Origin of the sequence: Flavobacterium sp. (assembly GCF_027482425.1) — a bacterium.
GTDB lineage: Bacteria > Bacteroidota > Bacteroidia > Flavobacteriales > Flavobacteriaceae > Flavobacterium.
In genome coordinates this window covers 1-14,153 of sequence record NZ_JAIXWA010000054.1, presented here as the reverse complement: position 1 = coordinate 14,153, position 14,153 = coordinate 1, and the positions used below count along the sequence as shown (strand labels likewise).

At 41.3% G+C, this 14,153-nt stretch carries 10 protein-coding genes; 4 read left to right on the top strand and 6 right to left on the bottom strand.

All coding sequences use genetic code 11. The features are described 5' to 3' along the window. Positions 1-15: 15 nt before the first annotated feature. Positions 16-867: a ChaN family lipoprotein gene (locus Q0037_RS07410; protein ID WP_297517009.1), complete on the bottom strand. Its 852-nt coding sequence runs from the start codon at positions 865-867 to the stop codon at positions 16-18. A gap of 64 nt (positions 868-931) precedes the next feature. Here Q0037_RS07410 and Q0037_RS07405 point away from each other — a divergent pair, with 64 nt between their 5' ends. From Q0037_RS07405 to Q0037_RS07395, 3 genes are all read left to right on the top strand, one after another. After that, a complete protein-coding gene (locus Q0037_RS07405) occupies positions 932-1,489 on the top strand; it encodes a Crp/Fnr family transcriptional regulator (protein WP_297517008.1) in 558 nt (185 codons plus the stop codon). A gap of 92 nt (positions 1,490-1,581) precedes the next feature. Beyond that, on the top strand, positions 1,582-2,877 hold the full coding sequence (locus tag Q0037_RS07400; protein WP_297517007.1) for an aminopeptidase P family protein: 1,296 nt from the start codon (positions 1,582-1,584) through the stop codon (positions 2,875-2,877). Between the two features lie 329 nt (positions 2,878-3,206). Continuing rightward, the gene (locus tag Q0037_RS07395; RefSeq protein WP_297517006.1) at positions 3,207-3,989 is read left to right on the top strand and encodes an alpha/beta hydrolase; all 783 of its coding nucleotides are present in this window, start codon (positions 3,207-3,209) and stop codon (positions 3,987-3,989) included. Here the strand turns inward: Q0037_RS07395 and Q0037_RS07390 are convergent. The 5 genes from Q0037_RS07390 to Q0037_RS07370 all read right to left on the bottom strand — a co-directional run bounded on the left by Q0037_RS07390 (position 3,986) and on the right by Q0037_RS07370 (position 13,218). Continuing rightward, positions 3,986-6,754, bottom strand: a complete 2,769-nt coding sequence (locus Q0037_RS07390) for a PD-(D/E)XK nuclease family protein (RefSeq protein WP_297517005.1) — start codon at positions 6,752-6,754, stop codon at positions 3,986-3,988. The two genes, Q0037_RS07395 and Q0037_RS07390, sit on opposite strands and share 4 nt — an antisense overlap. 66 nt (positions 6,755-6,820) lie before the next feature. Then, positions 6,821-8,236 carry an OmpA family protein gene (locus Q0037_RS07385; protein WP_297517004.1) on the bottom strand — a complete coding sequence of 472 codons (1,416 nt, stop codon included), beginning with the start codon at positions 8,234-8,236 and terminating at the stop codon, positions 6,821-6,823. A gap of 86 nt (positions 8,237-8,322) precedes the next feature. Further along, positions 8,323-9,513 carry a glycine C-acetyltransferase gene (gene kbl, locus Q0037_RS07380; RefSeq protein ID WP_297517003.1) on the bottom strand — a complete coding sequence of 397 codons (1,191 nt, stop codon included), beginning with the start codon at positions 9,511-9,513 and terminating at the stop codon, positions 8,323-8,325. Positions 9,514-9,517: 4 nt separating this feature from the next. Then, positions 9,518-12,688, bottom strand: a complete 3,171-nt coding sequence (locus tag Q0037_RS07375) for an exodeoxyribonuclease V subunit beta (protein ID WP_297517002.1) — start codon at positions 12,686-12,688, stop codon at positions 9,518-9,520. Beyond that, positions 12,685-13,218 (bottom strand): GNAT family N-acetyltransferase, encoded by a 534-nt coding sequence (locus tag Q0037_RS07370; RefSeq protein WP_297517001.1) that lies wholly within the window; start codon positions 13,216-13,218, stop codon positions 12,685-12,687. The genes Q0037_RS07375 and Q0037_RS07370 overlap by 4 nt, the downstream gene beginning before the upstream one ends. Positions 13,219-13,327: 109 nt before the next feature. On the opposite strand from Q0037_RS07370, the gene Q0037_RS07365 reads away from it, so the two are divergent. Beyond that, complete coding sequence (locus tag Q0037_RS07365; protein WP_297517000.1) at positions 13,328-13,936, top strand: superoxide dismutase; 609 nt, start codon at positions 13,328-13,330, stop codon at positions 13,934-13,936. Positions 13,937-14,153 lie beyond the last annotated feature (217 nt).

Sequence of the window (14,153 nt, the reverse complement as noted above, 5' to 3'; positions counted from 1 at the left end):
ACCTTCTAGACGAAACTAGTACGTCTTTGTTACATCCTCATCGATAACGAGAATAAAGTCGGCTTTATTGTAATGCTCCACTTCAAGTTTTCCCACCTCCTTTTGCTCTACCGCGGCAATGGTCATAACTTTCAAACCCGGTTGATAGGTTTTTAAATACCAATTGATTCCATCATAATTGTCGGAATGGTACGTCCCGTTGTAATGTAAAAAAACCGTTCCTGGCTGAAGGTTCTGTACAATAAAATACCCCATCGTCGCATCTTTGGTGGCTTGGGCTTTGGGCATATTTGGACTCGTATGTTCGCCCATCATTTTCATCATATTGACGTATCCAGGTAAATTCGCATCATACGGCATCGGTAGCGGCGCCATCCAGGATTTCTCTTCAGGCGTTAAGGTTTCTAAGACTTCAAATCCTTTTTTGGCTACCATCGAAGCATACCGGCGGGGAATGTTTGTCGCTACAAACTTTATCTTCTTTTCTTTGGCAAAATCCAGCAAGGGCTTGTAGTCAGTTTTATAATTGGACCACAACCGCGCCGTACTGTCCAATTGTTTTTGGGTAATACTGTCGGCCAAATACCGATTCACCGCTTGTTGATTATCGGCTTCAAACATTTCAGCCCCCATGACCAAGGGTTTTACTTCATCCAAATCCTTGGTCAACTCCAATTGCAACCAATGGCAAATGGCATTGTTATGGTATTCACCAAACAACACCACTTCAGTAGCCGCAGCGGCTTTAAGCATTTTGCCGTAACTCACCTTTTTCCCATTTTTATCAAATAATTGATACGCTGGCTTGTCTTGTGCATGTAACAAAACACTAAAGAGCACGATTACAGAAAGGACGCCTTTTTTCATGGATTTAATTTTTTCTAAAAGTACACTTTTCGATTCATTCCTAAAAATTGCCTAATATTGAACCATGAATTCGCATTTGAAGGTCACCCAAAGTCAACTCACCGATGTGCTCGAAATTTCGCAGCATCGTTTTATGCTATTGGAACTTCCAAAAAATGAATTCCTCGTTCGCGAAAACCAAGTTTGCCCCTATTTCTGTTTTATTGAAAGCGGCTTGCTCCAACATGCCATCGACGTGAATGGAGAAGAAAAAACAACCTATCTGTCCCTACCCCATACGTTTACGGTTTCCTTACACAGTTTTTTACACCAATTGCCTTCGCGCAAACACATCAAAACGCTTTCCGATTGCCGTTTGTGGGTGATTGACTTACCAACTTTTCAGGATTTAATCGCCAACCATCCACCGTTTCATGATTTTTATTTTCAATTGATCGAACGCCAAATCTGTTTGATTGACGAATACCGTATTGACTTACTGACACTTTCTCCCGAAGAGCGTTATTTGAAATTATTGCAAAACGATACCGTATTGATTCAGCAAGTGCCCTTACATTATCTCGCTTCGTTTCTCGGAATTTCCAACCGACACATGAGCCGCATTCGCAAAAACATAAAATAATGCCAAATGGCTACTTATCGCAGCTGACTTATCTTTAATTTTGGTAAATCATTTTCAAATTTTCAAATTAAAAAATCTTCAAATAAAAGATTATGAAATACCACGCCATCGACCGCGAACTTTTTATCACCAACCGTACCAAGTTCACGGCACAAATGAAACCCAATAGCGTTGCCATCTTTAACTCCAACGACATTTACCCTGTATCGGCCGATAGCACGTTGCCGTTTGCCCAACACCGCGATATTTTTTATTTGTCGGGTGCCGATCAAGAGGAAAGTATCTTGTTATTATTTCCCGATGCTCCCTATGCACATTTACGGGAAATCTTGTTTTTACGAGAAACCAACGAACATATCGCCATTTGGGAGGGTGAAAAACTAACGAAAGAACGCGCGTTTGAAGTCTCAGGCATTCGCAACATCGTTTGGTTACAAGACTTCCAAAAAACGCTCAAAGAAGTCATGGCCTACGCCGACACGATGTATATCAACACCAACGAACATTACCGTGCAGCCGTAGAAACCCAAACGCGCGAAGACCGTTTTATCAAATGGTGGAAAGAAACCTATCCTGCGCATAAAGTGGAAAAATCCAACCCGATTTTGCAACGCATTCGTTCGGTAAAAGAAAACCAAGAATTGGCCTTGATGCAAACGGCTTGCGACATCACCGAAAAAGGATTTCGCCGCATCTTGAGTTTTGTAAAACCCGGCGTCATGGAATACGAAATCGAAGCCGAGTTTGCCCACGAATTCTTGCGCAACCGCTCCAAAGGTTTTGCTTATACGCCAATTATCGCTAGCGGTGCCAATGCCAATGTGTTGCATTATATCGAAAACAATCAGGAATGTAAGGCCGGCGATTTATTGCTTCTGGATGTCGGTGCCGAATACGCCAACTATTCCAGCGATTTGAGTCGCACAATTCCCGTTTCGGGCCGTTTTACCGACCGTCAACGTGCGGTGTACAATGCGGTTTTGAATGTAAAAAACGAAGCGACAAAACTGTTGGTTCCCGGTACGCTTTGGAAAGAATACCATGTGGAAGTGGGTAAAATCATGACCTCCGAATTGCTTGGCTTAGGCTTGTTGGACAAAGCCGATGTGCAAAACGAAGATGCGGCATGGCCTGCGTATAAAAAGTATTTTATGCACGGCACCTCGCACCATTTGGGCTTAGACACCCACGACTATGGTTTGTTGTACGAACCCATGCAACCAAATATGGTGTTTACCGTAGAACCGGGCATTTATATTCCTGCTGAAGGTTTCGGAATTCGTTTGGAAGATGATGTGGTGATTCAAAAAAGCGGCGCACCATTCAATTTAATGCGCAACATCCCGATTGAAGCGGAGGAAATAGAAGCATTAATGAACGATAACTAGTATACAGTCGCAGTCGCAGTATACAGTTTGTTTCCTATAAAAAGAACATAATTGCACTAATTGATAGAGACGGCCTTATTGGGCCGTTTTTTTATGCAGCAAGAACACCCTGCGTCTATCCAGCATGGTCCCGCTTTCCGCGCTATCTGCCGCAGAGGGTTTTGTTTTTCAAATCAAGGACTGACACCGGCAGGATAGCCTGCTGCAATCGGGGCTGGTGACGGGAGTTGTTTTGAATGATGAATTATAAATTAGGAATTGATTAAATACCGAAAAGTTATAAACACCCTCCGTCCTTTTTCGTATAACCTTTATTTTTGCAATCGGCTATGGCACAAATCCATTACAAAAATATCACGGTTGACTATACCTCCTCTGGCAAAGGTGCTGCGGTGGTGTTGTTGCATGGTTTTTTGGAGAACCAAACCATGTGGCAGCATTTGGCTCCCGTGTTGGCGACCAAATACCGCGTGATTACGATAGATTTATTGGGTCATGGCAACACCGATTGTTTGGGCTATGTGCATACCATGGAAGACCAAGCCGACATGGTGCATCATGTGTTGCACGAACTTAAAATCCGGAAATCAGTGTTGATTGGGCATTCCATGGGCGGCTATGTGGCGTTGGCCTTTGCCGAACACTATCCCGACAACGTAAAAGGATTGGTGCTCTTAAATTCGACCTCCCGCGCCGACAGTGACGAACGTAAATTGAATCGCGATCGCGCCATTGCGGCCGTAAAGCAAAACTACACGGCTTTTGTGCGTATGTCGATTGCCAACTTATTCAGTGAAGACAACCGCGAAAAATTAGCCGAAACCATCGAAAACGTAAAACTCGAAGCGTTAAAAACTCCTTTGCAAGGCATTGTCGCCGCTTTGGAAGGCATGAAAATCCGAGACGACCGCGAAGTGCTTTTGCATTTTGGCCCGTATCCTATCGCTTTAATTTTAGGCAAAAAAGATGGCGTGTTGCCCTATGAGGACACGGTGACGCAAGTGGAAAATACCCGCGTGCAACTCACCACCTTCCCCGATGGTCACATGAGCCATTTGGAGAACCAAAAAGCCTTGGAGAAAACGATTGTAGCCTTTTTGAAAGCGATTTAACTTATTTTCTCCTTAAACGGAATTTCAGGATTAAAAATCTCCGCTAATAACGTTGCTAATTCTTCCAAATAAGCCGCAAGAATTTCTGGAGTGACTTCGGTTTGTACTTCTTTATCGGCTTTGAAATTGAATGGTAAAAATCCGCATTTTAAGTTTTTAAACGAAATGATTCCCACTTCCATAGGTCGCCCTTTCGCCTCATTTTCATAGAGAAAAGCATAGGCCAAAACCTGTATAATTTTGTCGTTTTTGATGTCTTCCGTCAAACCTTCAAAGGAGGATAAAGTGACTGACTTGGCTTCGACTTTCCCGGTTTTGTAATCGATAATACGCACACCACCATTCCGAAGTTCGATACGATCGACATTGCCACCAATTTTTATAGGGAAAGGCAATTTCGGATGCGCAAATTCACGTTCAAATCCTTGCTCCAAGGCCAGAATTTGAACCACATCACCTTGTTTCAGGGTTTCAAGTTCAAGCTTCAAAAAATTAAACACGTTGCGCTTCGCCACTTCAAAAGCCAACAAATTGCGGCCTTTTTGAATTTCACCCTCTTTGTAAACGTCTTTAAATTTCTCTATTACTTTTGCTTCGATTTTTGAAAAACAAGCTTCGATATCGTGTACCGTCAAAACACGTCCGATAAAAGGCGTGTACAGATCCTCCAGCACGGCATGAATAATCGTTCCTAACGTGTTTACTGCTATATTTTCTTCGACTTCCTCGGCCTCTGAAATGCGCAACAACCGTTGGAAATAAAACCGTATAGGATTTCGCACATAATTGGTTAAGGCCGAAGGGGAGAAGTATTTTTCGGTAGCAATTGTTTTCAATTGTTGCATCACCGCGTCATCTTTGGGAACCACCATGGGTTCGTAAGCGATTTGCGGGACTTCAGGGTAGTATTGTTCAAAAATCAATTGGTGTTGGGATTGTTTTTCAACGTCCAATTGCGTGATAAAACGACTGCGTTCTCCGGCATCGAGACCTTCTGAATCAGAGTTATAGAGCAAATAAATATGCTTTGCCCGTTGCAACAAATGGTAGAAATGATAGGTGTAAATGGCGTCCTTTTCTTTATAGGTAGGCAAGCCATACTCGCGCTTCACATCATACGGAATAAAAGAATTATTGGACTTCCCCGAAGGAAATTTACCTTCATTAACTGAAGTAATAATCACGGTTTCAAAATCGAGCACACGACTTTCCAGCACGCCCATAATTTGAAGTCCTTCCAGCGGCTCCCCTTCGAAGGAAACCTCGGCCAAATCGACAATTTGCTTGTATAACGCAAAAGCCGTTTCGGGTTTGTTATCAATATGATGCTGCTCAAAATACGAAATCAGTTTATTGACAATTTTATAGAGCGAGTACAAAAAGGCATTAGCAATTTTCTCGTCAGAAGAGGCATAATTCAATTGCGCTTTGATTTCCAGAAGCAACTCCGCTAGGGTTTGGAGCACTTCGGAGGCTTGATCTTCCCATTTTTGAAAAAGGAGCTGAAAAAGTGCTGTTGGAGGTTTTACCAACAAAGTAAACAATCGGTTTTGGGGAACAAACGTGACGTTATTTTGCCTTATGTATTTCACCAAAACTTCTGCTTGAATATAGGGTTCAACGAGCGGATGCGTGATTACATCCAAAACATCCCGAAAATAAAACACATACTGTTGGGGATTACGTTGCTGGGCATTGAGGTGCATTTTAAACCATTTGTGCGCCAATACTTGAGCGGGGTTGTTTTTACTGGAATACCCCATAGTAATATTCAATGCTGGAACAGAAGCAGGGAGATTATATAAAATAGGTACTAATAAACTCTCCTCTCCCAAGACTACGGCACAATCTTGTAAAGCGGTATCAGGATGGTGTTCTAAATGTTTTTCAAGTATACTGCCTACCAATTTGGCCTGACCAATGGATTTGGAGGTCCCGATTACGGTTATATTTTTAGGTTCTTGAAATTGGGAATACACCTTTTGTAAAGGCTGGGTTTTGTAGTAGGGCCATTCTTTTAGATACCTTCGTAAAAAAAGTCCCGCATCATGCAATGAGTCATCCAGAAACGCACGATCTGCATCCCAATACACCGAAGCGCGATTGGCGGCCACTAATTGTTGTACAATCGTTTCCTCGGCTTTGGTCAAAGCATTAAACCCGACAAAACAATACTTCTGAACAGGCGAATGTTGAATAAAATGATTGAGATTCGTGACGGCTTCGCGATACATAAGCCCTTGATACCCTCGTTTCTTGTTGCGTAAATGGTGGTAAAACTCGTTGTAATACAACGGGAGTTTTCGCCAAAAAGCCAAATGACGTTCGATCAACGCTGTGTGTTTCTCGACACTTACCGACCAATGTTCAATTTCTTTGATATTTTCAAGATAGGTCAAAATGGCATTAGGATGCAACAGATAGCGGTCTATTTCATTGAAATCCTGTAATAATGTTTTAGCCCAAGGGGCAAAAGACTCAAAAGGCTCAGGATTATCAGGTGTCAAACGACTATACACGGCATAAAACTCAAACAACAATTCGATGGAATCCAATGCGGTAATTCCGGAGATATCTTGTACAAAAGATTCAATACTGATAATTTCGGGTGCCACTAAAGGAACCTTAGTCTGGGCTTTCAACGCATTAATCAAAAAAATGCGCGCACGTTTATTGGGAAGAACAACCGTTAGGTTTTCCATCTGATGGCTATGCTCCTCTAGAAGTGTGGCGGCGATATCAAAGAGAAATGTGTTCTTTTGCATGCTATAAAAATAAAAAACGCCCCGAACAATTCGGAGCGTTTTTCAATATATTGTTGTGTAGGAAAATTATTTTACCAATTTCACCTCTACACGACGGTTTTGAGATTTACCTGCTTTTGTTTTATTAGAAGCAACTGGCATAGACTCACCAAATCCTTTAGAAGATAAACGAGAAGCATCAATTCCGTTAGAAACTAAATAGTTTTTCACAGCAGCAGCACGCTCTTCTGATAATTTTTGGTTAGAGGTATCTTTACCATCGCTATCGGTGTGACCCTCGATAGAGAATTGTGCAGATGGATACTCTTTCAAGATGGCTGCCATAGCTTCCAATACAGGGAAAGTTTGTTTTTGGAAAGAGGCTTTACCAGTGTCGAAAAGAATCGTTTTACCGTAATCATTCAATTTTTTCATTACCTCATCGGTAACTTCAGGACAACCTTTGTTAGCAGCAGTACCTTTTACATCAGGACACTGATCATCTTTGTCTAACACGTTATCACCATCTCTATCTGGCCATGGACAACCGCCATTTTCTTTAGGCCCTTTAACATCTTTACATTTGTCATCTTTGTCAGCGATACCATCACCGTCAGCATCGGGACATCCGCCTAAAGCTTTTACACCTGCTGCATCTGGACAAGCATCTTCTTTATCTTGGATTCCGTCACCATCAGTATCAGGACAACCTCCAAATTCTGCTAAACCAGGAGTATCAATACAAGCATCTTCCTTGTCAATGATTTTATCTCCGTCAGAATCGGGACATCCTTTGAATTCAGCTGTTCCTGCATCTGTAGGACAAGCATCTTCGTTGTCATACAAACCATCGTTATCTGAATCTTTAGCTCCAAATTTGAAGATTAACCCTGCAAAATGTTGAACGTGAGGCGCAACATCTACTGAAGGATCTCTTGAATCATCAAAGGAATGCTTGTAAGTAGCAGTGTAGGTTAAACCAATTTGTTTTCCAAACCAGTAGGTCAAACCTAAACCTCCATTCACAGTACCTGCAGAAGCATCACCTAAAAAGGTATATCCTCCACCAATATGTGCAGATGGTTCAATTGTTTTTGATTTGATTAAACTCATGAAACTGTAACGTACAACCCCGTCAATGCTGTAATACATCAAATCGCCAGGATTAGCAACAGGATAATCATTGATATTTGTAGTAGCATCATAAAAACGCTCCCCTACAATTTTGTTTACTCTATTGATAGAACCGGTAACACCAAAAGAAAAGTTATTCCCTACATATTTGGATACATTAATAGACGAAACGGCTGGCATGATACTCCAGTATCTCTTTGCATCGAAAAATTGAGAAAACTGATCTTCAATTTTTGAGGCCGCACTTACTCGTGCACCATCGATTCCGTTTACTCCAAACGAAATGGCCCATTGATTGTTACTGTCCTGAGCTTGAACGCTTAATCCGGCAAGCATCAAAATAGCACATAATTTTTTAAGATGTCTCATACTTAATTTTGTTAGATTTATATATGAATATGGGTACAAAATTATAACCAATTAATGAATTATCAAAATGTTAAGACACATTTCGGTTAGATTACGCCCAAGCTTTGTCCAACTTCGGTAAATGCAGCAATCGCTTTATCCAAATGCGCTTGGGTATGTGCCGCCGAAAGTTGTACCCGAATACGCGCCTTTTCTTTGGGCACCACTGGATAAAAGAATCCAATCACATAGATACCTTTGGCCAATAATTGATCGGCCATTACTTGTGATAACTTGGCGTCATACAACATCACAGGAACAATAGCCGAATCGCCATCAATGATATCAAATCCTGCCGCTTTCATGCCCTTTTTAAAATAATTTGTGTTCCACTCCAACTGATCGCGCAGTGTGGTATCCTTCTCCAAAAGTTCAAAAACTTTAATGGAAGCGCCAACAATAGCAGGTGCTAATGAGTTGGAAAACAAATAGGGACGAGAACGTTGCCTCAGAATTTCAATAATTTCTTTTTTAGCCGTAGTATAGCCTCCCATAGCGCCACCTAAGGCTTTTCCAAGGGTTCCGGTAATAATATCTACACGCCCCATGACGCCTTTCGCCTCTAGTGTTCCCTTGCCCGTAGCTCCAATAAAACCTGCGGCATGGCATTCGTCAACCATGACCATGGCATCGTATTGATCGGCCAAATCACATATTTTATCCAAAGGAGCAACCAAGCCATCCATAGAAAACACGCCGTCGGTAACAATCAATTTAAATCGATGTCCTGCTGCTGTAGCTTTTTGAAGTTGCACCTCCAAATCAGCCATATTATTATTTTCATAACGATATCGTGCCGCTTTACACAAACGAACGCCATCAATAATCGAGGCATGATTCAAACTATCAGAAATAATACAATCTTCTTCGCCCAACAAAGGTTCAAAAACCCCTCCATTGGCATCAAAAGCAGCCGCATACAAAATAGTATCCTCTGTCCCATAAAAATCGGCAATTTTTTGCTCCAAGGTTTTATGAATATCTTGTGTTCCACAGATAAAACGTACCGACGACATTCCGAAACCATGTGTATCTAGAGCCTCTTTGGCCGCTTGAACGACTTCTGGATTAGAAGATAGTCCGAGGTAGTTATTGGCACAAAAGTTCAAAACGGTCTCCCCGTTTACAATGATTTCAGCCCCTTGAGGCGACGTGATGATCCGTTCTTTTTTGTACAAGCCTCCGTCTTTAATGGCTTGAATCTCCTGTTGCAAATGCTGTTGAATTTTTCCGTACATAATCTCAATTCGTTTGTTCTTGCAAATGTACAACTTCAACGTGTTCGCCAATATAAACCAAACATTTTTTCCGTACTTTCCAACCCATCGCTTCTATGGCTGTTTGATAGCCTTCTACTTGTGCACGATAGGTATCTTTGTGGCTCCCTGTTTTGTAATCCAATAAAACCGCGGTTTGATCGTCAAAAACCACCACGCGATCGGGCTTAAAAACGGGGCCATGAGGCAATAAAAAGGTTTGCTCGTTGTACACACGGCCTTTTTCTGAAAAAAATTCATCCAACTCCGGATGGGTCACTACAGAAAGAAGGGTTTGTTGAATCAAATCCCTTTGCGAAGTCGCTAATACGCCTTCTTCTATGGCTTTGGCTAAAACCATTTCTATATCACGCATTGTGGCAACTGAAGCCAGTAGTTCGTGTACCAAATTTCCATAAGCAATCGCATCGCCTTGTTTGGTATTCCACATTAAGCTCTCCCGTTGGGCAATTTTGATGTTACTTGGACTAAATAAGGCTTCCACTTTGGGGATGAGCATGGAGGTAATTCCAAGATCGTCAGGTGTAGAAAGTCGCAAAGGATTCCCAAAACTAACTTTCCCCTGTTCAAGCCGGTATCCTTTGGATTCTAAAAACGAAAGAAAGAAGGATGACAAATTGGACGGCAATTCGCCTTTATTTGTACGATTTTCAGCAGAAATAACAAACAACTGCTCTTCGGCACGGGTCATGGCAACATACAATACGTTGATGTTGTCCAATAACTCTTCTTCCTTTCGTTGCGTATACACCGCAGCCGCTTCGGGACTGAACGTTTCAACCTCTTTGTTTTTGGTAACCAATGCTTTGGGAATACCTAAAGCAGCATCGGGAAGGTCGAGCCACAACTTGTCATGTTTATTTCGAGAAAAATCTTCTTCAGCAAAAGGAAAAATAACAACGGGAAATTCGAGTCCTTTCGACTTGTGAATAGTCATGATTCGGATAGCATCGTTGCCTTCAGGAGAAGCAATACTTAATTTTGGTGCTTGACGTTCCCAAAACGCTAAAAAATCGGCAATGCCAGCTTGTTTGCGCAAATCATGTTCCAACACGACATCTTGAAAAAATTGCACATAAGCATGATGTTTAGACGGTGGAATAAATAAATGGCTTACGTATTCTACGACTTCATACAGCGACTTTTTGCGTAGGTTTTGCAGTGAAAAATGGGAAAAAGTAGACCCAAACCGTGTGCTTAACCATCGTTCCCAGTCGGTTTCTAGCGTTTTTGCCATTCCCTCGGCAATGCATTCATGCACGTGGGTTGGATTAAAATGACACGCCAAATAGTATAAAACATTGGCTTTGGCCTCTTGATCTTTCGCATTATTCAAAAACCGAAGCGATGCTACCAAAACGCGAACTTCTGCAGATGCTGCCAACAACAAACTTTCCGAAGAGATAATCGGCAGTTGTTTTTCGGTAAGATACTGCGCTATTAGGGCTCCTTTTTTATTACCGCGAATTAATATTGCTATATCGCGATAGGCAAATCCTTGTAATCGAATCTGATCTATTGTATTTACTAAGGCTTCCAAATAAAGGTCGTCTTTTTCTAACACTTCTTCATCATCTGAACTTTCCGCTTTTCCGGGTAAAAATTCAAACTGAACGTAACCTCCCTTTTTGGAATTGGTTTTTTGAAAACTATAGTTTGCATACAATTCTTGGTAGTCTGGATGCTGAAACTTCCCCGATAGGAATTGGAAAAAGTCATTGTTAAATTCAATGATTTGCGAATAACTACGGTAATTTGTATCCAACGTTTTTCGGGCGAAATCTTTGTTTGAAAACGGAATTTCTCCTTTTCCTAAAGCAATAAACTGTTCGGCTTTTCCGCCGCGCCACCGGTAAATGGACTGTTTAGGATCGCCTACCAAAAGTAAGGAGCCAGGCACTCCATTTTCCTCTCCTGCTAAGGCGTTATCAATTAAAGGGATCAAATTGTGCCATTGCAACTCGGAAGTATCTTGAAATTCGTCGATAAAAAAGTGACGGTATTTTTCGCCCAATTTTTCATAAATGAAAGGAGCCGGTTGCTGTTGAATTTGCTCTTGAATTAGGGTGTTGAATTCGGTTATCGAAAGGATATTTTGGGCTTCTTGTATGACTTTTAACTTTTTTTGGAGGGTGTTAAACAGCGAAAGTGGCGTGACATTTTTTAAAAACGCATTATAAAACCGCATTTTTTCTAAAGCGCCATACATTAGGGTTAAATGCGACATAATCTCTGGAATAAATGATTCGATGAGCGCTCTGTCAGAAGCGGTTTTATTGATTTGAATTGCCTCCGCTTCGCGATAGGTTTTTTGATTGGTATTGAAATTCTTTTGTGCGATACTTTTTAAATGGTTGGGAAAAGTTGCTCGAGAAAATGATTTTAAATCCACCCCGTTATTTTCCAATAACCCAAGAATATATAAGGCTTCTTGCGCAGCGGTTTCCTCCATAGATCGTCTTAATTCAACCAATTTTTCTTTGAGAACAATAAAATCTTCTATGGACTTGTCTTGCAATTGTTGAATTTCTTCGCGGTTATTTTCATTTAACATCAATTTCCCCGTTTCAATAATTTCCCTGGAAATATCCCAGCTTTTATCTTCATCGGTTTTTTCCATGGTAAAATTCACCAACAACTGCGTCAAGGTTTCGTCTTCACCCGCTTGTGCGATTATGGCATCTACCGCTTCTTGTAGCAAACCGTCAGTATCCAAAGAAACTTCAAAGGTGATAGGCAATTTTAATTCATGAGCAAACGACCGAATGACTTTGTGAGTAAACTTGTCGATGGTTGAAATATCAAAGGCGGCATAGTTGTGAATCAAATTTTTGATAATCAGACGGGATTTATCTTGAATGGCAACGGTTGACATCCCCGTTTCGGCAGCAATATCTTCAAGTAAATCTTGGGCCTTTGCACTCGGTTGAAGTGCGGCAAATTGCGATAAACTCTCAACCACACGACTTTTCATCTCGTGTACGGCCTTGTTGGTAAATGTGATGGCTAAAATCGACCGGTAGGCATCGGGCTGGGGTGCTAACAAAATAATCTTCAAATACGATTTTACCAAAGTATAGGTCTTCCCCGAACCGGCTGAGGCGTCATACAAATTAAATGCAGGTGTTGTACTCATGAAATAGGGTTAGGACGGTGGATTTGATACACAAAGTTAGTTTTTTCTGCTTCGCCATAATAGGCTACTTGAATTTCGTCAATTTTTTCAGCTCCTAACTTGACCATAGCTTTTTGCGAGCGAATATTCTCAGACCCCACATGAAAGTATATGGTATCGACATATTGGAATATATAATCTAACATAAGTTGCTTTAAATCGGCATTATACCCTTTGCCCCAATACGTTCGGCCAATAAAAGTATAGCCAATAAGGATTGACCTTTCTTCCAAATTATAGGCGTAAAATCGGCTGCATCCCACTACCAAATGGGTTTGCTTGTCGAGAACTAACAAGGCCCCTTTGGATTCCATTGCGCCTTCAAAATACGTTTTAAAAACGCTACGTTGATAGCGGTTGGGATTCGGATGCTGTTCCCAAACCAAAGGATCGGAAGCTACCGTATATAGCGACTCAAAATGCGCTGGAATCAAGGGAATAGTATAAACCTTTTCGCCCTCCAGACGAGCGGGTTGTAGTAAAATGGACATAAAAAACGATACGTTAAACCTATAGTAAAATTGAAAAATAGTATTTTCTATTCCGAAGTTAAATGTATAAATTTGAAGTCAATTAAATAATCCTTTAAACAAAATAGTTATGGCATTTGAATTACCACAATTACCCTATGCTTACGATGCATTGGAGCCTCATATTGATGCCCGCACTATGGAAATTCACCATAGTAAACATCACAATGCGTATACCACCAACCTAAACGCGGCCATTGCGGGCACCGATTTGGAGGGAAAGACCATTGAAAATATATTGATTAATTTGGACATGAAAAACGCTGCCGTTCGCAACAATGGTGGTGGGTTTTACAACCACAATCTTTTTTGGCGTATTATGACACCAGAAGGAGGCGGAAAACCTACGGGAGAATTAGCCGAAGCCATTGACCGTGACTTTGGTTCGTTTGACGAATTCAAAGCTAAATTCACTAAGGCAGGAGCTACACAATTCGGATCCGGATGGGCATGGCTTTGTGTGCAAAAAGGAGGCAAATTAGAAGTGTGTGCTACACCCAACCAAGACAATCCGTTGATGCCTGAAGTGGGCTGTGGAGGTATGCCTATTTTGGGAATGGATGTTTGGGAACACGCCTATTACCTCAACTACCAAAACAGACGTCCCGATTATATTGAAGCATTTTTCAATGTGATCAATTGGACAGAAGTGGCACGTCTTTACGCTATTGAAAAATAATTTGTTTCACACTGCTATATAAAAACCCGATTGATCGCTCAATCGGGTTTTTATATACTAAAAAAGACGTTCGTGAATACGAACGCCTTTTTGCCCCAAATCTACCATAAACTTAACCTACTAAATTCTATGGTATAACAAAGTTAACAATATCGGTAGGGAAACCCAAATGTTTCGTAAAAAAGAAGCTAAAAGGTAATAAAAAAGGGTAGATGAA

Excerpts from the sequence above, each read along its gene's own strand:
- Q0037_RS07365 (WP_297517000.1), top strand. The coding sequence starts at position 13,328 with ATGGCATTTGAATTACCACAATTACCCTATGCTTACGATGCATTGGAG.
- Q0037_RS07375 (WP_297517002.1), bottom strand. The coding sequence starts at position 12,688 with ATGAGTACAACACCTGCATTTAATTTGTATGACGCCTCAGCCGGTTCG.
- Q0037_RS07400 (WP_297517007.1), top strand. The coding sequence starts at position 1,582 with ATGAAATACCACGCCATCGACCGCGAACTTTTTATCACCAACCGTACC.
- Q0037_RS07385 (WP_297517004.1), bottom strand. The coding sequence starts at position 8,236 with ATGAGACATCTTAAAAAATTATGTGCTATTTTGATGCTTGCCGGATTA.
- Q0037_RS07410 (WP_297517009.1), bottom strand. The coding sequence starts at position 867 with ATGAAAAAAGGCGTCCTTTCTGTAATCGTGCTCTTTAGTGTTTTGTTA.
- Q0037_RS07390 (WP_297517005.1), bottom strand. The coding sequence starts at position 6,754 with ATGCAAAAGAACACATTTCTCTTTGATATCGCCGCCACACTTCTAGAG.
- Q0037_RS07395 (WP_297517006.1), top strand. The coding sequence starts at position 3,207 with ATGGCACAAATCCATTACAAAAATATCACGGTTGACTATACCTCCTCT.
- Q0037_RS07370 (WP_297517001.1), bottom strand. The coding sequence starts at position 13,218 with ATGTCCATTTTACTACAACCCGCTCGTCTGGAGGGCGAAAAGGTTTAT.
- kbl (WP_297517003.1), bottom strand. The coding sequence starts at position 9,513 with ATGTACGGAAAAATTCAACAGCATTTGCAACAGGAGATTCAAGCCATT.
- Q0037_RS07405 (WP_297517008.1), top strand. The coding sequence starts at position 932 with ATGAATTCGCATTTGAAGGTCACCCAAAGTCAACTCACCGATGTGCTC.